Source organism: Kitasatospora sp. NPDC097643, assembly GCF_040302625.1.
GTDB lineage: Bacteria > Actinomycetota > Actinomycetes > Streptomycetales > Streptomycetaceae > Kitasatospora.
This window is the reverse complement of record NZ_JBEOSA010000016.1, coordinates 60,271-79,977: the sequence shown is the minus strand read 5'-3', so window position 1 is coordinate 79,977 and position 19,707 is coordinate 60,271. Positions and strand designations below refer to the sequence as shown.

Sequence of the window (19,707 nt, the reverse complement as noted above, 5' to 3'; positions counted from 1 at the left end):
GTCACGGTCAGCCGGCGAGAGCGGCGGTGGCGGTGGCGGCCGGGGAGGGCACCGGCGCCGCCGCCGGGGTGCCGAGGAAGGACTCCCAGCCGCCGACCGGGGACTGGCCGGGGGCGAGGCCCTGGAGCTTGCGCAGCACCGCCGGGTCCTGCGCGTCCAGCCAGTCGACCAGCTGACGGAACGAGACCAGCCGGACCTCCGGCTTGCCCGCGACGGTCTTGAGCACGTCCTCGACGGCGTTCATGTAGATGCCGCCGTTCCACTCCTCGAAGTGGTTGCCGATGATGTACGGCGCCCGGTTGGTGGTGTACGCGCGGTCGAAGCCCATCAGGTACGCGTCGCGGGCCTGGGCCTGGAACCCGGGGTACAGCGCGGGGTCGGCCTTGGTGTTGGGGCCGCACTGGTTGTACATGATGTTGTAGTCCATCGAGAGCACCTGGAAGGTGTGCCCGGGGAAGGGGATGGACTGGAGCGGGAGGTCCCACAGGGCGCCGCCCTGGATCTTCTGCGGCCACACCTGGGTGCCGTTGCCGCTGCTGTCGTAGCGCCAGCCGCGCTTGACGGCGGTGGGCAGCAGGTTGCGCTGGCCCTCCAGGCAGGGGGTGCGGCTGCCGATCAGCTCCTTGCGGTAGTCGAAGGGCAGCGACGGCAGGTCGGTGAAGCCGGTGTTGGTGCGCCAGTTCGTCACGAAGTCCATCGCCTGCTGGATCTCGCTGTCCCACTCCTCCGGGGACCACTTGCCGACGCCGGTGGCACCGCAGAAGTGGCCGTTGAAGTGGGTGCCGATCTCGTGGCCCTCCAGCCAGGCCGCGTGCAGGTTCTCCAGGGTCTCGCGGATGTGCGGGTCGCTCAGGTAGCCGATGTCGGAGGCGCCGACCTTGTGCTGCGGCGGGCGGTAGAGGTCCTTCTTGGACTCGGGCAGCAGGTAGAGGCCGCTGAGGAAGAAGGTCATCTTCGCGTTGTGCTCCTGCGCCAGCCGGCGGAAGCGGGCGAACAGGCCGTTGTCGAGCTCGCCGGCGCCGTCCCAGGAGAAGACCACGAACTGCGGCGGGCGCTCGCCGGCCCGCAGCCGTTCGGGGACGGGCAGGTGGGGCTGGGCGCCAGTGTCGGAGGTGGAGCCGTCGCCGATCAGGACGGCCTGCGGCTGGGGGGCCGGGGCTGGGGTGCCGTTCTGCTCGGTGGCGCCGGTGGCGCCGTGGGTCGAACCATGGGGGGCCGGCCCGACCGCCTGCTCGCCGCCGCGGGCGCCGGTGCTGCCGCAGCCGGCGGCCAGCGCGGCGGCGGAGGCCGCACCGGCGGCCAGCAGCGTGCGGCGGGAGAGAGCGTCCATGGTCACTCCGTTCATGAGGCGTTCGGCCGGCGTACAGGTGTGTGAAAAACCGGTCGGACAAGTGGGGTGATAGAACCCGTGACCGGGTCAGCATGGCATGTGGACGCTTTCGGTCGGCTTGGCGCCACAGACGGTCGTAATCGATCGCCCAAATGACGCAACCGGATCGATGTGCTCGACGTCGAAGCTCGTACCGGGTCGTACTCGGGGCGTCGTCCCGTGCGGTGCGACTGTCGCTCTCCGCCACCGGGTGCCCACGCGGCGCAGGGAAGGCGCCCGCGGCCCTGCCGATCGGCGGGTGTCAGTACGACCGTCGTGTGGACGTGCCTTATCGTCCGATCCGATTCAATTGTTCCCAGGAAACTCCCAGGAATCGGGAATCCGCCGACAGAGGGGAGCGCCCGTGGGCGTCCAGAGCAGGAGTCCCTGGCCGGGCACGCTGGCCGCCGGGGCCGCGCTGGTGCTCGGTGCCTGGCTGCTCAGCGGTGGCGGCGGCACGCTGCCGCCGACTCCCGGCGCGGCCCAGACGCTGTCCGGGTTCGCCCCGGTCTCCGTCGTGCCGCCGCTGGGCCCCTCCGCCCCGACCCGGATCCGCATCCCGGCGGTGCGGCTCGACGCGCCCGTCACCGCGCTCGGCCTCGACACCGAGGGGCACCTCCAGGCGCCGCCCGAGGGGGACCGTAACCTGGCCGGCTGGTACCGCGGCGGGGCCACCCCCGGGCAGCGCGGAACCGCCATCCTGGCCGGTCACGTAGACAACCGGAGCGGTCCGGCGGTCTTCTACCATCTTGGGGCGCTCCACCGCGGCGACCGGATCGAGATCGCCCGCGCGGACGGCGCCACCGCCGTCTACCAGCTGTACGCCATCGAAGTGCACGACCGAAAGGACTTCCCGGACGATCGGGTCTACCGTCAGGCCGACGACGCGCAACTGCGGGTGATCACCTGCGGCGGCGCGTACAGCGCGGAACACGGCTACGAGGGCAACGTCGTCGCCTACGGGTTCCTGGCCGACACCACCCGCCCGGGCAAAGCCGCATGACCACGCTCACCCTCGCCACCCGCTGGAACCCGCTCGACTGGCCGCTCACCCACGGCCCGGTCCCGAACGCCGTGCTCGCCGCCGGCTGGGGTTCGCTGGTCGTCCTCGCCCTCTCCCGCCACGAGCGCTGGCGGGCCCTGCGCCTGGTCGGCGCGCTGCTGCTGGCCGCCGTGCTCACCGCCCTGGTGAAGATCGGCGTCGACGGCTGGTGGCGCCCGTTCCCGGAGGGCACGCCGGACTTCGTGATGCGCTGGATAGCCGTCGCGCTGTTCGCGATAGCCCTGCTCTGCTTCCGCGGGCCGCTGCTCTCCCTACGCCGCCGGCTGCTGGCGGTCGGCGGCGTCGCCCTGGTGGTGCTGATGGCCTCCTCGCAGATCAACCGGGGCTTCGACCAGTACCCGACCGGTCGGGCCATGCTGGCGCCGAAGAGCCAGCAGCTGACCGTGGGCAAGGCGGCCAGCACCGTCGCCCCGGTCGCCGACCGGCCGCTCGCGGAGCTCTGGCAGGCACCGCCCGGACTGCCCGCCAAGGGCACCGTCTCCACCGTGAACATCCCGGGCGTCAAGTCCGGCTTCAAGACCCGCGACGGGTACGTCTACCTGCCGCCCGCCTACCAGGCCACCCCCCGGCCGCTGCTGCCCGTCGTGGTGCTGCTGCCCGGCCAGCCCGGCGCCCCGGAGGACTGGATCAACTCCGGCGCCATCCAGGAGACCCTGGACGCCTTCGCCGCCGAGCACCAGGGCCTCGCCCCGATCGTGGTGGTCGCCGACCCCACCGGCAGCTCGTGGACCAACACGCTCTGCATGGACTCCCGGATCGCCAAGGCGCAGACCTACCTGGCCGTCGACGTCCCGAATTGGATCCACCAGAACCTGCAGACCGCCACCGGCCGCAAGGCCTTCGCGATCGGCGGGCTCTCGCTCGGCGGCACCTGCTCGCTCCAGCTCGCCGTCAACGCACCCGACGTCTACGGCAGCTTCCTGGACATCTCCGGCCAGGACGAACCGACCCTCGGCAGCCACGGCGAGACCGTCGGCAAGGCCTTCGGCGGTGACGAGGCCGCGTTCGCCGCCGTCGACCCGCTGACCGTCATGGCCCGCAAGCAGTTCCCCGACACCGCCGGCATCTTCGTGGTCGGCGCCAACGATTCGGACTACAAGCCGATGCAGGAGAAGGCGTACGCGGCGGCGCAGGCGGCCGGGATGAAGGTCGGCTACCAGACGGTCCCCGGCTGGCACAGCTGGGTGGTCTTCCGGCAGGCCTTCGAGCAGAACCTGAACTGGCTCGCCCAGCAGACCGGGCTGGTCGGGTGAGCGCGGCCGGCACCGCGACGGCCGCCACCGCGACGGTCGTCGACATCCGCGAGCAGCGCACCGGGCGCGGGCCGGAGCCCGGCGCCGACCGCGGCCCGGTCACCCGGACGCCGGAGCCCCGCCCGCAGCGGGTCCGCCGCGCCGCCCGGGCCCTCGGCCTGCGGCTGAGGTCGGCTCCGCTGACCCTGGTGCTGCTGGCCGGCCTCTGGGTGCTCGGCGCGGCCACCGGCAGCCTGGCCCACGGGCCGTCCGAGCGCCTGCTCGCCCGGACCGGGGTCGGCCTGCCGACGCTGTCCGAGGGCCGGCTGTGGACGCCGTTCACCTCGATGTTCTGGTGCTCCGGCATCGGCTCGTACGTCTTCACCAGCCTGCTGCTGCTCCTGGTCGGCCCGGCCGCCGAGCACCGGCTCGGCCGGCTGCGGACGGTCGCGGTGCTGGTCGGCGGGCAGCTGGCGGGCACCGTGCTCGGCACCGCGGTGGTCGCCGTCGGCTCCAAGCTCGGCGAGCAGTGGACCGCCTCGGTGTCCGACCAGACCGCGATCGGCCCGGGCGTCGGCCTGTTCACGCTGGCCGGGGTGCTCGGCTACCGGCTCACCGTGCTCTGGCGCCGCCGGCTGCACCTGCTGGTGCTGCTCGTCCCGCTGGTGATGACGCTGTACGTCGGCCACCTGCAGAGCATCCAGCGGTTCTCCGCCGCGTTGGTCGGGCTGGGCGCCGGCGCGCTGCTCAGCCGGGGCCGGCCGCACCTGCGCTCGCACCGCTCCTCGCACACCGAGACCCGGGTGCTGGTCGCGCTCTGCCTGGTCGCCGCCGCCTTCGGCCCGCTGATCGCCTCGCTGTACGACAACGCCACCGGGCCGTTCAACACCTTCTCCGAGCTGTACTTCTCGCACCGGCTCAGCCCGGAGGAGGTGGCCGACTTCTGCGCGCTGTCGGCGCACGACTGCGCCCGCGCGCACGCCGTCGAGCGGATCTTCGACACCCCGGGCCGGCTGATGGCCGCGCTGTTCCCGGCCCTGCTGCTGGTGCTCGCCGAGGGGCTGCGCCGGGGGCTGCGGTTCGCCTGGCGGATCACCGTGGCCACCGAGTTGCTCTGGGTGGCGCTGCTGGGCTGGCTGTACCTGGACGCCGGACCGGTCACCGCGGACCTCGTCCAGTACTTCGTCGAGGCGATGCTGCTGCCGCTGCTCACCACCGTCCTGTTGCTGGCCACCCGGCAGCGGTTCCGGCTGCGGCTGGCGGGGCGCGAGGTGCACCGGCTGGGCGCGGTGCTCGGCGGCGCCGCACTGGTCGCCGCCGCCACCTACGTGGGGCTCGGGCGGGCCGTGGCCGGGCAGTTCGAGCCCGGCGCGGGCGTCCGGGGCCTGCTGCACGGGCTGCCGGCGCAGTTCCTGCCGCCCGCGTACAACGACCTGCTGCCGGACTACCCGATCGCGGTCGGCCCGGTGGCGCGGCTCCTGGAGACGTACTGCGGGCTGGCGTTCTGGGTGGTCGCGCTGGGGGCGCTGCTGACCGCCTTCCGCCGGCCGGTGGTGCACACCGACGCGGCGGCCGCGGCCCGGGCCAGGGCGCTGCTCACCGAGCACGGCGGCGGGACGCTGTCGTTCATCACCACCTGGGACGGCAACCACTACTGGTTCGACGAGGACGGCCGGGCGGCGGTCGCCTACCGGCTGCTCGGCACCGTCGCGCTGACCACCGGCGACCCGTTCGGCGAACCGGAGGCGAGGGCCCGGGCGGTGGCCGGGTTCGCCCGGTACTGCGACGCGCGCGGCTGGACCCCGTGCTTCTACAGCGTCACCCCACAGACCCGGGCCGCCGCCGGGCTGCTCGGCTGGCGCTCGGTGCAGGTCGCCGAGGACACCGTGGTCGCGCTGCCCGAGCTGGCCTTCACCGGCCGCAAGTGGCAGGACATCCGGACGGCGCTGAACAAGGCCGGCAAGCAGGGCATCACCGCCGAGTGGTGGGCCTACCACGAGGCGCCGCTCGCGCTGAAGGACCAGATCCGCGCGATCTCGGAGGAGTGGGTCTCCGAGAAGGGCCTGCCCGAGATGGGCTTCACGCTCGGCGGGCTGGAGGAGCTGGACGACCCGGACGTGCGGGTGCTGGTCGCGGTGGACGAGCAGCGCGTCGTGCACGGGCTGACCAGCTGGATGCCGGTGTACGAGGACGGCGTGCCGGTCGGCTGGACGCTGGACTTCATGCGCCGGCGCTCGGACGGCTTCCGCGGCGTGAACGAGTTCCTGATCGCCTCGGCCGCGCTCGGCTTCAAGGAGGAGGGCGCGCGCTTCCTCTCCCTCTCCGGCGCCCCGCTGGCCCGCGCCGGGCGGGACGAGGAGCCGACCGGGCTGCAGCGGATGCTGGACTGGATGGGCCGGGTGCTGGAGCCGGTGTACGGCTTCCGCTCGCTGCTCGCCTTCAAGGCGAAGTTCCAGCCGGAGTACCGGCCGATGTACATGGCGTACCCGGACCCGGCCGCGCTGCCCAGCATCACCCGGGCCATCGGCAAGGCGTACCTGCCGCACCTGACGGCCGCCCAGGGCGTCCGGCTGATGCGCCGGCTCTCGGGCTGACGCGTCGCCTCACCCGCCGCGTTCAGCCGAGGAGCTCGGCGAGTGCGCGGTCGGCGTCCAGGTGCAGGTGCTCCTCGCCCTCGGGGACGAGCAGCCGGCTGCGCCACAGGAAGCGCCGCAGGTCGGCGGTGTCGAAGCGGATCAGCGCGGTGCCCTCCGGCGCCCGCAGCTCGACCGTGGTGCGTCGGCCGGCCGTGGGCCGGATGTGCACGTCGCCGACGCCGGCCGGCAGGTGCAGGCCGGCCGCGAGCAGGTGGCGGGCGAACACCCAGACGATGTCCTCGGCGGGTTCGGCGGACTCGGCGGGTTCGGGGTCCTCCTCCAGCGAGAACTCGGCGGGGAAGGCCATCCGGACGGCGAGCGGGTCCTCCGGCAGGTAGCTCAGCAGGACCCGCAGCCGGACGGAACGGTGCGCGGAGAGGATCAGGCGGGCCTGGACGGTCTCCTCGACGGAGGTGTGCACGGCGGGTCCCTTCGGTCGGTGTGAGGCCGGTCGACAGGGGGGAGGGTTGGGGCGGCCTCACCCTGGTGAGAGTGCTGGGACGGGCCGTGATTACCCGGTTCCGGAGCCGATCCGGTGTGATCCGGGTCACGGCGATTTCCGGCCGCCGGGGCCCCGCGCGAGGCCTCGCCTGGCCGCCCCGCGAGCGTCGGACCGGTACGCTGGGCGGGTTGTCCGATCGCCGCCCGACCGCGGGACGGGGCCGCAAAACCGCCTCTGACCTGCGATGATCCCCCACGGAGACCGTGAGTACTGCCGCCGCCTCCTCGATGCCGCTGTTCTCCGACGTGTCGGAGCCGCCGGCACCCGTCCGGGCCGTCGGCCACGCCGCGCCCGCCGGTTCGCACCACCTCTCGCCGGCCTTCCCCGGCCGCGCCCCCTGGGGCACCGCGGGCAAGCTGCGGGCCTGGCAGCAGGGTGCGCTGGACAAGTACATCGAGACGCAGCCGCGCGACTTCCTCGCGGTCGCCACCCCGGGCGCAGGTAAGACCACCTTCGCGCTCACCCTGGCCTCGTACCTGCTGCACAACCACCTGGTGCAGCAGATCACCGTCGTCGCGCCGACCGAGCACCTGAAGAAGCAGTGGGCCGAGGCCGCCGCGCGGATAGGCATCAAGCTCGACCCGGCGTACTCCTCGGGCCCGCTGTCCCGGGAGTACCACGGCATCGTGGTCACCTACGCGGGCGTCGGGGTCAACCCGATGCTGCACCGCAACCGCACCGAGGCCCGCAAGACCCTCGTGATCATGGACGAGATCCACCACGCCGGTGACTCCAAGTCCTGGGGCGAGGCCTGCTTCGAGGCCTTCGAGCCGGCCGCCCGCCGGCTGGCGCTGACCGGGACGCCGTTCCGCTCGGACACCAACCCGATCCCCTTCGTCCAGTACGAGGCGGGCGGGGACGGCATCCGCAAGTCGGTCGCCGACTACACCTACGGCTACGGGCACGCGCTCGCCGACCACGTCGTCCGCCCGGTGATCTTCCTCAGCTACAGCGGCAACATGCGCTGGCGCACCAAGTCCGGCGACGAGCTGGAGGCCCGGCTCGGCGAGCCGATGACCAAGGACCTCATCGCCCAGGCCTGGCGCACCGCGCTCGCCCCGCAGGGCGAGTGGATCCCGAGCGTGCTCCAGGCCGCCGACCGCCGGCTCACCGAGGTCCGCAAGGCGATCCCGGACGCCGGCGGGCTGGTCATCGCCACCGACCAGACGGTGGCCCGCGCGTACGCCAAGATCCTGCGCGAGATCAGCGGCGAGAAGGTCACCCTGGTCCTCTCGGACGAGGCCGAGGCGTCCAAGCGGATCTCCGACTTCTCGGAGGGCACCTCCCGCTGGATGGTCGCGGTCCGCATGGTGTCCGAGGGTGTCGACGTGCCCCGGCTGTCCGTCGGGGTGTACGCGACCTCGATCTCCACCCCGCTGTTCTTCGCCCAGGCCGTCGGCCGCTTCGTGCGTGCCCGCAAGCGCGGCGAGACGGCCTCGGTGTTCCTGCCGACCATCCCGATGCTGCTGGGCTTCGCCAACGAGATGGAGCTCCAGCGCGACCACGTGCTGGACCGGCCGAAGAAGGAGGGCGAGGGCCTCTTCGACGAGGAGGACCGGCTGCTCGCCGAGGCCGAGCGGGCCAACGACGGGCCGGACGGCGCGGGCGGCGAGGAGTTCTCCTACGAGGCGATCGGCTCCGACGCGGTCTTCGACCGGGTGCTGTACAACGCCATGGAGTTCGGCATGCAGGCCCACCCGGGGAGCGAGGAGGAGGAGGACTACCTCGGCATCCCGGGCCTGCTGGAGCCGGACCAGGTGCAGATGCTGCTGCAGAAGCGCCAGCACCGGCAGATCCAGCGCAGCAAGACCAAGCCCGCCGAGGAGGCCGACCTGCTGGAACTGCCGGCCGAGCAGCGGCCGGTCGTCACCCACCAGGAGCTCCGCGAGCTGCGCAAGGAGCTGAACGCGCTCGTGGCCGCCTGGCACCACCGCACCAGCCAGCCGCACGGCACCATCCACAACGAGCTGCGCCGCCAGTGCGGGGGCCCGCTCACCGCGCAGGCGACCGCCAATCAGCTCAAGGCCCGGATCGCCAGGATCCGGGAGTGGGCGAAGTAGCGGGAACGGCACGGCGGCGGACGGGGCCCGGCGGCCCCGTCTGCCCCGAAGTGTCCGGACTTCGAACCGAGGTCGAACTTGTGCGCTGATGCCCCCTGTGAATTGGGGTGGTTTGTCCGGGTTTCGCGGCGCCGTTGAAGTCGATCACGCCCGAATTTTGGACAACCACTTCCGTCGCGACATTTCCTTCACTACCTTTCCCCCACGCTCTTCCGCCGGGTAACCCCCGCGGGACGGGCGCCGCAGGACCGTACGGTCGTCAAGGACGACACCGCACGGCCCGAGCGCGGCCACCCCCACCTGCGCGCGACACCGAACCCGGACCGGCGCCGCCCGCCCCGCGAGCGCCGCGGAAAGGATTGCCCGTCGTGACTGCCGAGACCTCACAGACCCTGGACCGTGGTGTCCGGGTACTCAAACTCCTCGCCGACTCCGAGCGGGGGCTCACCGTCACCGAGCTGGCGGCCCGCCTCGCCGTCAACCGCACCGTCGTCTACCGGCTGCTGGCCACCCTGGAACAGCACGGCCTGGTCCGCCGCGACATCGGCGGCCGGGCCCGGGTGGGCCTGGGCGTGCTGCGCCTGGCGCACCGGGTGCACCCGCTGCTGCGCGAGGCCGCGCTGCCGGCCCTGCGCAGCCTCGCCGAGGACCTCGGCGCCACCGCCCACCTGACCCTGGTGGACGGCAGCGAGGCGCTCGCCGTCGCCGTGGTCGAGCCGAGCTGGACCGACTTCCACGTCGCCTACCGGACCGGGCTGCGCCACCCGCTCACCGAGAGCGCCGCCGGCCGGGCGATCCTGGAGGCCCGGACCTTCCCCAGCCAGCGCCGGCCGGAGCAGGGCTTCGTCATCACCCGTGCGGAGGAGCAGTCCGGGGCGTGCGGGGCGGCCGCCGCGCTGCTCGGCCTGAGCGGCATCGAGGGCAGTGTCGGCGTGGTGATGCTCAACGGACTGGTGCCCGAGCGGGTCGGCCCCCGGGTGGTGGAGGCGGCGACCGAGGTGGCCGACGCGCTCAGGTAGCGCGCCCGGGGCGGTGGACGCGCTGAACCGGTGGCCCGGGTGTGTTTGGATGCCTCTGTGTCCGACACCAAGCTGCCCAAGGCCCTCACCTCCCCGCGGACCCGCACGCTCACGCTGTGCGGGGTGCTGGTCCTCGCGCTGTTCGGCGTGGCCGCCTTCGTCCCGCTGCCGTACACGCTCACCTGGCCGGGCCTGACCGCGGACACCCTCGGCACGTACCAGGGCAAACCGGTGATCACCATCACCGGGGCGCCGCTGCGCACCACCGAGGGCGAGCTGCGGATGGTCACCATCTCGGCCACCAACCCGGGGGAGAAGACCACCTTCTGGCGCTCGCTGACGGCCTGGTTCGACCAGGACGAGGCGATCCGCCCGACCGAGACGGTGTACCCGCAGGGCAACCCGGCCAAGGCGGAGGAGGAGACGATCAAGCAGATGGCCGAGTCGCAGAACAGCGCGACCACGGCCGCGCTCGGCTACCTGCACCTCTCGCCGGACCAGGTGAAGGTCTCCGTCGACCTCGGCGACGTCGGCGGCCCGAGCGCCGGCCAGATGCTGGCGCTGGGCATCGTCGACAAGCTGGCCGGCGACGGCAAGGGCGGCGACCTCACCGGCGGGATGAAGATCGCGGGCACCGGCACCATCGACGACCAGGGCGTGGTCGGCGCGGTGGGCGGCGTCCCGCTGAAGACGCAGGCGGCCGCCCGGGACGGCGCCACGGTGTTCCTGCTGCCCAAGGACGAGTGCGCGGACGCCAAGGTCAACACGCCTGCGGGGCTGCGGCTGGTGCCGGTCGGCACGCTCGGCGAGTCGGTCGCGGCACTGGAGGCGCTGAAGAGCGGCGGCAGCGTCCCCAGCTGCTGACCGGTCCGAGGGGCCCGGCGTGCCCCGACCGTGCCGCGGCTACTCGGCGGCCGCCTGGTCCACCAGCGGCAGGATGCGGTACGGCACCGGGTTCTCCAGCGCGATCGCCGTGGACGAGCGGACGATCCCGTCGAACCCCACCACCCGGTCGATCACCCGTTGCAGATCGGCGTTGGACCGGGCCACGATCCGCACCATCATGTCCCCGGCGCCGGTGATGGTGTGCAGTTCCAGCACCTCCGGAACGCTCGCCAGGTGCGCCCGGACGTCCGCGCCCTGGCCCTGGGAGATCTCCAGGGTCGCGAAGGCCGTCACCGGGTAGCCGAGCGCCGCCGGGTCCACCTCCGGGCCGAAGCCGCCGATCACCCCCTTGGCCTGTAGCCGGTCCAGCCGGGCCTGCACGGTGCCGCGGGCCACCTGGAGGCGGCGCGAGCACTCCAGCACCCCGATCCGGGGCTCCTCCGCCAGCAGCCGGATCAGCCGGCCGTCCAGCGCGTCGATCGCGTCGTTCCCGCCGCCCGGGGCGGTGGCCGTTCCGGTGGCCGGCGCGGTGGCGGAAGCCCCCTGGGGGGTGGGGGAGTTGGGCGAGCCGGGGGAGCTCGGGGAGTGGGCGGGGGGCATCGCGGCTCCGTCCTCCGGTGGGCATTCTGTACAGCGGTGCCGTCGATTCTCCCGCCCCGGCGCACAGCTTGACCAGGAGGAAACGGAACAGTTGCGTGGTGGTCGGCTCGGCGTCACCCTCCAGCCACCACCCCGTGCAACGGGCCCCACCCCGACGCGCGGGCCCCACCGTGGTCCGTACGCCTTCCGGGAGGCCGTCATGACCGACACCGCCGCCGAACCCGTCCTGCTCGCCGCGGGGCCGGGGGAGCCCGAGCCGCTCCCGGTGGGCCGCGCCGACGCGGTGGTCTTCGCCGTCGGGGACGCCGAACGCGCGGCTCGCCGCTACGCCGCCGCGCTCGGGCTGCGCTGTACCGCGTACGCCGGGCCGGAGACCGGGGAGCCGGAGACGGTCTCGTACGTGCTGGCCGCGCCCGGCACCCGGATCGTGCTCACCTCGCTCGTCCAGGTGATCGGCCCGCGGGGGCGGGAGCTGGCCGCGCACCTGGCCCGGCACGGCGACGGGGTGCTGGACCTCGCGGTGAGCGTGCCGGACGTCTACTACGCCTACGACTACGCGGTCGACCGGGGCGCGGTGTCGCTGGCGGAGCCGTACGAGGCGCGGGACCGGTTCGGCACGGTGGCACTGGCCACCATCACGGTGCCCGGCGGGACCAGGCACACGCTGGTCGACCGCAGCCGGTACACCGGGCCGTACCTGCCGGGGTACCTGCCGTTCGCGGGGTGGTGAGCGGGGCTCAGCGGATCGCGGTCTCGACCACCGGGGGGTGGCCGTTCCAGTAGACGAAGACCGAGTTGGCCTGGGCGTCCTTGGTGAAGTCGATCCGCATCCACTGGTCGCCGTTCCACACCTGCATCTGCCAGCCCGGGTCCGGGGTGGCGGAGACCAGGGAGGCCTTGTCGGGGCGGATGTCCAGCGCGACCTTGCCGCCCGGCACCGGGTAGCTCTTCACCGAGGACGTCGCGGTGGCGGTCGGCGAGGGCTTGCGGACGGCCGTCGCGGTGGCGGTGGCGGTGGCGGTGGGGGCGGGGCCGTGCGGGCTGCCGGCGGCGGCCGGGGAGGCCGGCGGGGCCGGGGTCTCCGTCCGGGTCGCCGAGTGGCCCTCGGCCGGGGTGGCGGTCGAGGCGTGCGGGGTCCCGGCGGCCGGGGCGGAGGGCAGCGGGAGCGCCGCGGGCTGCTCGAACGCGGCGCCGGTCAGCACCGCGTGCACGCCGAACCAGGACAGTGCCACCGCCGCCCCGGTGGCCGCCGCCCAGGCGCCGAGTTGTACCAGTCCGTTCCGCATCGTGCGCACATCCTGCCGTACGTCGGGCCCTGCCAGGTGGGCACCCCTGCTGTTCGGCAGGGGAGTTGCACAATGATCCGGACCCACCCCGAGGTACAGACCACTGCCCGCCGATGGCGTACCGTGCAGGCCCATGGCAACAGTGCTCGTGGTCGAGGACGACCCCTTCGTACGTTCCGCCCTCATCCGGCACCTGACCGACACCGGTCACGCGGTCCGCAGCGTGGGCACCGCGCTGGAGGCGCTGCGGGAGGTCGCCCAGGTCGGCTGCGACCTGGTGATCCTCGACCTGGGGCTGCCCGACCTGGACGGCAGTGAGGCGCTCAAGATGATCCGGGGCCTGACCAATGTGCCGGTGATCATCTCGACGGCGCGGGACGACGAGGCCGAGATCGTCCGGCTGCTCAACGACGGCGCTGACGACTACCTGGTGAAACCTTTCTCCGGGGAGCACCTCAGTGCCCGGATGGCCGCCGTCCTGCGCCGGCTCGGCGGCGGTGCGGCGCCGGTCGCCCAGGTGCTGCGGGTCGGCGGGCTGGCCATCGACCTCCAGCGGCGCGAGGCCGTCCTGGACGGGCGGCTGCTCGACCTGACCCGCCGTGAGTTCGACCTGCTGGCCTTCCTGGCCGGCCGCCCGGGCGTCGTGGTGCCGCGCAAGGAGATCCTGGCCGAGGTCTGGCAGCAGACCTACGGCGGCGACCAGACCATCGACGTCCACCTCTCCTGGCTGCGCCGCAAGCTCGGCGAGACCGCCTCCAACCCGCGCTACCTGCACACCGTCCGCGGCGTCGGGGTCCGGCTGGAGGCCACCGGGGGCGCGGCGGAGCACCGGACATGAGGAGGATCGGGAGGTTCGGACGCTCGCTGCGCTGGGCCCTGATCAAGGCGGCCGTCGCCGGGACCACCATGGTCGCGCTGGCCTTCCTCATCCCGCTCGGCCTGATGGTCCAGCAGACCGCGCGGGACCGGGCGTTCACCGCCGCCGAGCGGCAGGCCGCCGCGCTCGGGCCGGCCCTCGCCATCACCACCGACCAGGAGGCCATCAACCGGGCGCTGGCCAGCACCGACGCGGGCGGGCAGGGCCGGATGGCGGTCCACCTGCCGCCGCCGGCGGTGGCGGCCGGGGTGGGCGGAGTGGGCGAGGCGGTCGGGCCGGGCGGGGTGCCGGCGGCCGCCGGGGGGTCCGCGGTCGGGTCCGCGGCCGGGGGTCCGGTGGCGGAGGCGGCCGGGAGTCCGGCGGCAGGCGGGGGAGCGGCCGGCTCCGGTGCGGCGATCGCTTCCGGGGGCGCCGCCACCGGGCCCGGTGGGCCCACCATCGGGGAGGGCCGCGCGCTCGCCGCCGACGTGTCCACCGCCGGCGGGCAGGGCCGCTCCTTCCGGGTCGAGGTGCCCGGCGGCTACGCGCTGCTCCAGCCCGTCGCCGTGGACACCGGCCGGACCGCCGTGGTCGAGGTGTTCGTGGCCGATGGCGACCTCACCCGGGGCGTCGCCACCGCCTGGCTGGTGCTCTCCGGGGTCGCGCTCGCGCTGGTCGCCATCTCGGTGCTGGTCGCCGACCGGATGGGCGCCCGGATCGTCGCCTCCGCCCGCCGGCTCGCCGCCGCCGCCCGCTCGCTCGGCGCCGGCAACCTCGCCGTCCGGGTGCCGGTCGACGGCCGGCAGGCCGCCGGCAGCCCCGAGGAACTGCGCGAGGCCGGCCACGCGTTCAACACCATGGCCGACCGGGTGGTCCAACTCCTCGCCGCCGAACGGGAACTGGCCGCCGACCTGTCCCACCGGCTGCGCACCCCGCTGACCGTGCTGCGGCTCAACGCCGCCTCGCTCGGCCACGGCGACGCCGCCGAGGCCACCCGGCACGCGGTCTCCCAACTGGAGCGCGAGGTCGACCAGATCATCCGCTCGGCCCGCCGCGCCCCCGAGGACGCACCCGCCGTCGCGGTCGGCTGCGACGCCGCCGAGGTGATCCGCGAACGGGTCGGCTTCTGGTCCGCGCTCGCCGAGGACGAGGGCCGCCGCTGGCAACTCGCGGGCGCCGACCGGGCGGTGCCGGTCCCGGTCCAGCGGGGCGACCTGGCCGCCGTCGTCGACGCGCTGCTCGGCAACGTCTTCCGGCACACCACCGTCGGCACCGCCTTCTCGGTGGACGTGCTCGCCACCGCGACCGCGGTGATCGTGCTGGTCGGCGACGCCGGGCCGGGCTTCACCGACCCGGAGGCCGCGCTCCGACGCGGCGAGGGCGACGGCGGGGAGGGCTCCACCGGCCTCGGCCTGGACATCGTCCGCAAGCTCGCCGAGTCCACCGGTGGCGACCTGGCGCTCGGCCGCTCCGCCGTGCTCGGCGGCGCCGAGATCCGGCTGCGGCTCCAGACCCGCCAGGACGCCGAGCCGGTACGGGCGGGGCGGCGGCGCGGCCGGGGCGCGCTGTTCCAGAGGTGACGGTTCGCGAAGTGACCGTTCGTGAGCGACCGTTCGCGAAGTGGCCGTTCGGCGAGGAGAGGAACACGTGATGCGCTGGCAGGTCGAGTCGTACGAACGGGACGGTGACGCCCACCTGGCGGACCACGTGCTGCCCGGGTTCACCGTCGCCGACGCCGCGCGGCTGGTCGGCGACCACCCCGACCTGATCGGTTCGGCCTTCCCACTCGACGCCGGGCAGGTGGCGGCGGTCTCGGCGGTGCTCGGCACCGAGCTGGATCCGGCTGCCGCCGCCCACTTCCTGATCGCGCGTGCCGACTGACCGCCGGTCCGGGTTCGTGGCTCCGGCGGGCCCGAACACCGGTCGGCGCGAGATCTTCCTTAAGCGCGGCCTAAGGGAGTTCTACCGCTCGCTCAGCAGGCGGTTTCGGCCCGCCGGGCGCCGCTAGCGTCATCCGCGCCGGTCACCCGACCGCCGGTCCCACCCGGACCCGGCTGCCCATCGCGGAGGTAACGCGCCATGACGACGACCCAGCCCAACCGCCGTTCCGGCCGCCGCAGGCGCAGCCGCAAGGGCACCCTGATCGGGGCCTCGGCGGTCGCCGCCGCGCTCGTCGCGGGCGGTGTCGTCGTCCTCGCCTCCTCGGCCAGCGCCGCCTCGCTCGGCGCCGTCTACAGCCGGACCAGTGCCTGGGACTCCGGCTACACCGGCCAGTACCTGGTCAGCAACCCGGACAGCAGCCCGATCGAGGACTGGACGCTCAGCTTCGACCTCCCGGCCGGGGCGAAGATCGACTCGCTCTGGAACGCCACCTTCACCACCGCCGGCCAGCACGTCACCGTCCGGCCGGAGGCCTGGAGCAAGCGGCTGGAGCCCGGCAGGAGCGTGGTCGTCGGCTTCGTCGCCCAGGGCTCCGGGGCCGCGCAGGCCGAGCCCGGCAACTGCCTGATCAACAACGCCTCGTGCAAGGCCGGCGACGGCACCGCGCCCACCCCCTCCGGCCGGCCGACCGCCACCGCCTCGGTGACGCCCGCCCCCACGGCCACCGCGAGTGCCTCCGCGACGGCCACCCGCACGCCCACCCCCACCGCGACCGCTACCGCTACCCCCAAGCCCAGCCCGACCGCGACGGCGAAGCCGACCACCCCGGCGCCGGCCCCCACCCCGACCGCCACCCCCACGGCGACCGGTGTGCCCGTTCCCCCGGCCGCCGCCGGGGCCGGCTTCGCCCCGTACGTGGACACCTCGCTCTACCCGCCGTACGACCTGGTCGCCACCGCCAAGGCCACCGGGGTGAAGAACTTCAACCTCGCCTTCGTGGTGTCCGGCGGCGGCTGCGTCCCCAAGTGGGGCGGCGTCAGCGACCTGTCCGCCGACGCGGTGGCCGCCCAGATCGGCGCGCTGCGCGCGGTCGGCGGCGACGTCCGGGTCTCCTTCGGCGGCGCCAACGGCAGTGAGCTGGCGCTCGCCTGCGGCTCGGCCACCGAGCTCGCCGCCGTCTACCAGAAGACCGTCGACGCCTACGGCCTGACCAAGGTCGACTTCGACGTCGAGGGCGGCGCGATCGCCAACGCCGCCGCCAACACCCGCCGCGCCCAGGCCGTCGCCCAGCTGCAGAAGAACGCCGCCGCCAAGGGCAAGGCCCTCGACGTCTCCTTCACCCTGCCCGCGCTGCCCTCCGGCCTGACCCAGGAGGGCGTCAACCTGGTCGCCGACGCCAAGGCCAACGGCGTCGCGATCGGCGCCGTCAACATCATGGCGATGGACTTCGGCGACGGCGTCGCCCCCAACCCGCAGGGCCGGATGGGCACGTACGCGATCGCCGCGGCCACCGCCACCCAGGCCCAGGTCAAGAGCGTGCTCGGGCTGGACGACGCGGCCGCCTGGCGCAAGGTCGCGGTCACCCCGATGATCGGCGTCAACGACGTCGCCAGCGAGGTCTTCACCGTCGCCGACGCCAAGCAGCTCGCCGATTTCGCCGGCACGAAGCACCTCGCCTGGCTGGCCATGTGGTCCGGCACCCGTGACAAGGCGTGCGAGGGCGGCGCCAAGGCCTACGCCGACGCCACCTGTAGCAGCATCGCCCAGCAGCCGCTGGACTTCACCCGGACGTTCGGCGCCTACACCGGCTGATCCGCGGTCGCTCCCGTCGACCTGCCCGACCTGCCCGACCTCCCCTCCCGGCCCCGGTCGTCCGTGCTCCGCCCGCAACGGAGCACGGCCGGCCGGGGCTCCTTCGTTACGCTGGGTAGCGGACCGTGCCCGGGCCGGGGCGGCGGGCATCCGGTATCGTCGCTGGTTGGCCGAGCGGTGGACGGAGTGAACAGTGACAGCGGTGCAAGACGAGCGCAGCCCGGGGCGGATCGCCTCCGACCCCGCGCCCGCCCCCCTGTCGGACCGGCTGACGCAGCGGCTGACGGACACGGTCGGCGCACCCGTGCGCGCGCTGCGCGAGGCGCCCCGCAGGCCGCTGCTGGCCGTCTCGGCCGTGGCGTTGCTGTCCCTGGTCGTGTACGCGGTGGTCCGCCACTTCGTCCACACCTCGATGGTGGACATGGTCGTCTACCGGGCCGAGGGCGCCGCCGTCGCCAACGGCACCGACCTCTACGCGCTGCGCGTCACCGAGTGGAACCTGCCGGCGACCTACCCCCCGTTCGCGGCGATGCTGTTCGTGCCGACGACCTGGTTCCCGATCCCGTTCCTGCGGGTGGCGATCACTCTCGGCAACCTCGGGCTGCTCGCCCTGCTGGCCCACCTGTCCTTCAAACTGGTCGGCTGGCCGCGCCGTGAACTGCGGCCGCTCGGCGTCATCCTCGTCACCGGCTGCGGCGTCTGGCTCGAACCCGTCTTCACCACGCTCCGGTACGGCCAGATCAACCTCGCGCTCGCCTGCCTGATCCTCTGGGACCTCACCCGGTCGGACACCAAGCGGAGCAAGGGCATCGCGATCGGCATCGCCGCCGGCATCAAGCTCACCCCCGGCCTGTTCGCGGTCTACCTGCTGATCACCGGCCGGATCCGGGCCGCCTTCGTGGCCGGCCTCACCTTCCTCGGCACCTTCCTGCTCGGCGCCGTCACCCTGCCCGACGCCACCTGGGGCTTCTGGACCAAGTACCTGTACGACTCCTCCCGGGTCGGCAAGACCCAGATCGTCGACAACCAGTCGCTGCGCGGCGCCTTCGCCCGCCTGCTGCACACCGCCGACCCCGGCACCGTGGCCACCCTCGCCTCCGGCCTGGTCGCGGTGGCCGGCCTCGCCGTCGCCGCCTGGGCCGTCCGCAGCGCCCACTGGCTGCCCCGGGCCGAGGCCTGGGGCGTCTGCTGCGCCGCCGTCACCGCCGTGCTGATCTCCCCGATCAGCTGGACCCACCACTGGGTCTGGTGCGTGCCGGTGCTCGTCCTGCTCGCCGCCGAGGCCTCGGTCGAACACGCCCGCCCGGCCGCCGTCCGCCGCCTCCGCTGGCGGGCGGCCTTCTGGGCCACGCTGGTCGCGTTCCTCTCCTTCGCGATGTGGGCCGCCAAGCCGCTCGGCGCGGCCGTCCTGCACATGGGGCCGCTGCGCCAGCTGCCCACCTCGGTCTACCCGTGGGTCGGGCTCTGCTTCCTGGTCGCCGCCGCGATCCGGATAAGGGCACGGCGGCGGTCCGCCGGCGCGCCGCTGATCAGGCTGCCCGCCCAGCGCGACGGCGGCGGCCCGGATGCCGCCCGCGGCCGTCAGCAGGCCCCCGCGGCCCGCTGAGCCGGCGGGGGCGCGGCTCCTGTCCTTCCGTGCGCTTGCCCTGGCCCGTGCGCTCGCCTGTGCCCGCGCCTGTGCCCGCGCCCTTGCCCGCGCCCTTGCTGTGCGGCGGGCGGCTGCTCACGCGAGCAGCTCGGCGAGCGAGCCGTCCAGGTCCAGCGCGGCCAGCTCGCAGCCCGGCGGGACCAGCCGGTGCGCCCGCTCCAGCCAGGCCGCGACGGCCGGCAGCGGCGCCTCCAGCAGCGCGTCCCCGGCCGGTGAGCTCAGCGCCATGCAGAGCACGCTGCGCCGGCCAGACCGAGTAGGCCAGATCCGCACGTCGCCCTGACCGCACGGGCGGAAGGTGCCCTCGACCAGCAGCTCGCGGGCGAACACCCAGGTCACCGGGGAGCCGGTGTCCAGGTGGAAAGTGATGTGCACCGCGAACGGGTCGTGGCTGCCGTACGACAGCCGGGCCGGGACGGGGATGCTGTGCTCCGGGGAGAGCACCAGATTGAGCTCCAGCTCGTGCTCGACCACGCTGACGGGGCGCTCCATGATCGTCTTCCTCTCCACCTTCGGTTCGTGCCCGGTTTCGGGCCCGTTGGCCTTTGAGAGGGCGGTCCGCGCGGGTCCTTACACACGTTTCCGGGATTTCTTGGGGACGTTCGCCGAGAGGTGGTGAAGCGCCCGGCGGCGGCGTGCGGATGCCGTCCTGCGCCGGGGGCGCACGGCGGCCCCTACCTCGGACGGCCCATCGCTGTCCGGGGATTCGCCAACTTCCCGCCCCCGCCGTGCCGAGGTACTACCCTTTGTGACTGCCCGGCGACTGTGCGCCCACCCGGGTGGCGCCCCCGCGCGCGCCGACGGCACGGCCGCCCGCCGCGCGCCGGGCTGCCTGCGGGCGCGCCGTCGTACGTCGTA

At 73.9% G+C, this 19,707-nt stretch carries 17 protein-coding genes; 12 read left to right on the top strand and 5 right to left on the bottom strand.

The features are described 5' to 3' along the window. Positions 1 to 7: 7 nt before the first annotated feature. Positions 8 to 1,330, bottom strand: a complete 1,323-nt coding sequence (locus ABTY15_RS13685; RefSeq protein WP_350581592.1) for a polysaccharide deacetylase family protein — start codon at positions 1,328 to 1,330, stop codon at positions 8 to 10. 403 nt (positions 1,331 to 1,733) lie between these two features. On the opposite strand from ABTY15_RS13685, the gene ABTY15_RS13680 reads away from it, so the two are divergent. From ABTY15_RS13680 to ABTY15_RS13670, 3 genes are read left to right on the top strand one after another with little or no spacing between them, the layout of a single operon-like run. Further along, positions 1,734 to 2,372: a class F sortase gene (locus tag ABTY15_RS13680; protein ID WP_350581589.1), complete on the top strand. Its 639-nt coding sequence runs from the start codon at positions 1,734 to 1,736 to the stop codon at positions 2,370 to 2,372. Continuing rightward, positions 2,369 to 3,685 (top strand): alpha/beta hydrolase, encoded by a 1,317-nt coding sequence (locus ABTY15_RS13675; RefSeq protein WP_350581586.1) that lies wholly within the window; start codon positions 2,369 to 2,371, stop codon positions 3,683 to 3,685. The genes ABTY15_RS13680 and ABTY15_RS13675 overlap by 4 nt, the downstream gene beginning before the upstream one ends. Next, entirely contained in the window at positions 3,682 to 6,258 is a 2,577-nt protein-coding gene (locus tag ABTY15_RS13670) for a rhomboid family intramembrane serine protease (RefSeq protein WP_350581583.1), read from the top strand. The genes ABTY15_RS13675 and ABTY15_RS13670 overlap by 4 nt, the downstream gene beginning before the upstream one ends. A 22-nt stretch (positions 6,259 to 6,280) precedes the next feature. Here the strand turns inward: ABTY15_RS13670 and ABTY15_RS13665 are convergent, their stop codons facing one another. Then, on the bottom strand, positions 6,281 to 6,721 hold the full coding sequence (locus ABTY15_RS13665; RefSeq protein WP_350581580.1) for an SsgA family sporulation/cell division regulator: 441 nt from the start codon (positions 6,719 to 6,721) through the stop codon (positions 6,281 to 6,283). A gap of 308 nt (positions 6,722 to 7,029) precedes the next feature. Here ABTY15_RS13665 and ABTY15_RS13660 point away from each other — a divergent pair, with 308 nt between their 5' ends. The 3 genes from ABTY15_RS13660 (at position 7,030) to ABTY15_RS13650 (ending at position 10,745) form a co-directional block, all read left to right on the top strand. Then, positions 7,030 to 8,862: a DEAD/DEAH box helicase gene (locus tag ABTY15_RS13660; RefSeq protein WP_350581705.1), complete on the top strand. Its 1,833-nt coding sequence runs from the start codon at positions 7,030 to 7,032 to the stop codon at positions 8,860 to 8,862. A 368-nt stretch (positions 8,863 to 9,230) separates the two neighbouring features. Next, complete coding sequence (locus tag ABTY15_RS13655; RefSeq protein ID WP_350581577.1) at positions 9,231 to 9,881, top strand: IclR family transcriptional regulator; 651 nt, start codon at positions 9,231 to 9,233, stop codon at positions 9,879 to 9,881. A 57-nt stretch (positions 9,882 to 9,938) separates the two neighbouring features. Further along, positions 9,939 to 10,745: a S16 family serine protease gene (locus ABTY15_RS13650; RefSeq protein ID WP_350581574.1), complete on the top strand. Its 807-nt coding sequence runs from the start codon at positions 9,939 to 9,941 to the stop codon at positions 10,743 to 10,745. A 39-nt stretch (positions 10,746 to 10,784) separates the two neighbouring features. On the opposite strand, the gene ABTY15_RS13645 is transcribed toward ABTY15_RS13650, so the two are convergent. After that, positions 10,785 to 11,366 (bottom strand): Lrp/AsnC family transcriptional regulator, encoded by a 582-nt coding sequence (locus ABTY15_RS13645; protein ID WP_350581571.1) that lies wholly within the window; start codon positions 11,364 to 11,366, stop codon positions 10,785 to 10,787. 199 nt (positions 11,367 to 11,565) lie between these two features. Between ABTY15_RS13645 and ABTY15_RS13640 the strand changes: the two genes are divergently transcribed. Continuing rightward, positions 11,566 to 12,096 (top strand): VOC family protein, encoded by a 531-nt coding sequence (locus ABTY15_RS13640; RefSeq protein WP_350581568.1) that lies wholly within the window; start codon positions 11,566 to 11,568, stop codon positions 12,094 to 12,096. 7 nt (positions 12,097 to 12,103) lie between these two features. Here the strand turns inward: ABTY15_RS13640 and ABTY15_RS13635 are convergent, their stop codons facing one another. Continuing rightward, positions 12,104 to 12,652 (bottom strand): hypothetical protein, encoded by a 549-nt coding sequence (locus ABTY15_RS13635; RefSeq protein WP_350581566.1) that lies wholly within the window; start codon positions 12,650 to 12,652, stop codon positions 12,104 to 12,106. A gap of 133 nt (positions 12,653 to 12,785) precedes the next feature. On the opposite strand from ABTY15_RS13635, the gene ABTY15_RS13630 reads away from it, so the two are divergent. From ABTY15_RS13630 to ABTY15_RS13610, 5 genes are all read left to right on the top strand, one after another. Continuing rightward, on the top strand, positions 12,786 to 13,490 hold the full coding sequence (locus tag ABTY15_RS13630; RefSeq protein ID WP_350581564.1) for a response regulator transcription factor: 705 nt from the start codon (positions 12,786 to 12,788) through the stop codon (positions 13,488 to 13,490). Beyond that, positions 13,487 to 15,088: a sensor histidine kinase gene (locus ABTY15_RS13625; protein ID WP_350581561.1), complete on the top strand. Its 1,602-nt coding sequence runs from the start codon at positions 13,487 to 13,489 to the stop codon at positions 15,086 to 15,088. Before ABTY15_RS13630 ends, ABTY15_RS13625 begins: the two co-directional genes overlap by 4 nt. A 67-nt stretch (positions 15,089 to 15,155) precedes the next feature. After that, positions 15,156 to 15,389: a hypothetical protein gene (locus ABTY15_RS13620; protein ID WP_350581558.1), complete on the top strand. Its 234-nt coding sequence runs from the start codon at positions 15,156 to 15,158 to the stop codon at positions 15,387 to 15,389. Positions 15,390 to 15,587: 198 nt separating this feature from the next. Next, on the top strand, positions 15,588 to 17,201 hold the full coding sequence (locus ABTY15_RS13615; protein ID WP_350581555.1) for a glycoside hydrolase family 18 protein: 1,614 nt from the start codon (positions 15,588 to 15,590) through the stop codon (positions 17,199 to 17,201). Between the two features lie 193 nt (positions 17,202 to 17,394). After that, on the top strand, positions 17,395 to 18,807 hold the full coding sequence (locus tag ABTY15_RS13610) for a glycosyltransferase 87 family protein (protein WP_350581553.1): 1,413 nt from the start codon (positions 17,395 to 17,397) through the stop codon (positions 18,805 to 18,807). A 117-nt stretch (positions 18,808 to 18,924) separates the two neighbouring features. Here ABTY15_RS13610 and ABTY15_RS13605 read toward each other — a convergent pair whose 3' ends face one another. Further along, entirely contained in the window at positions 18,925 to 19,341 is a 417-nt protein-coding gene (locus ABTY15_RS13605) for an SsgA family sporulation/cell division regulator (RefSeq protein WP_350581550.1), read from the bottom strand. Positions 19,342 to 19,707 lie beyond the last annotated feature (366 nt).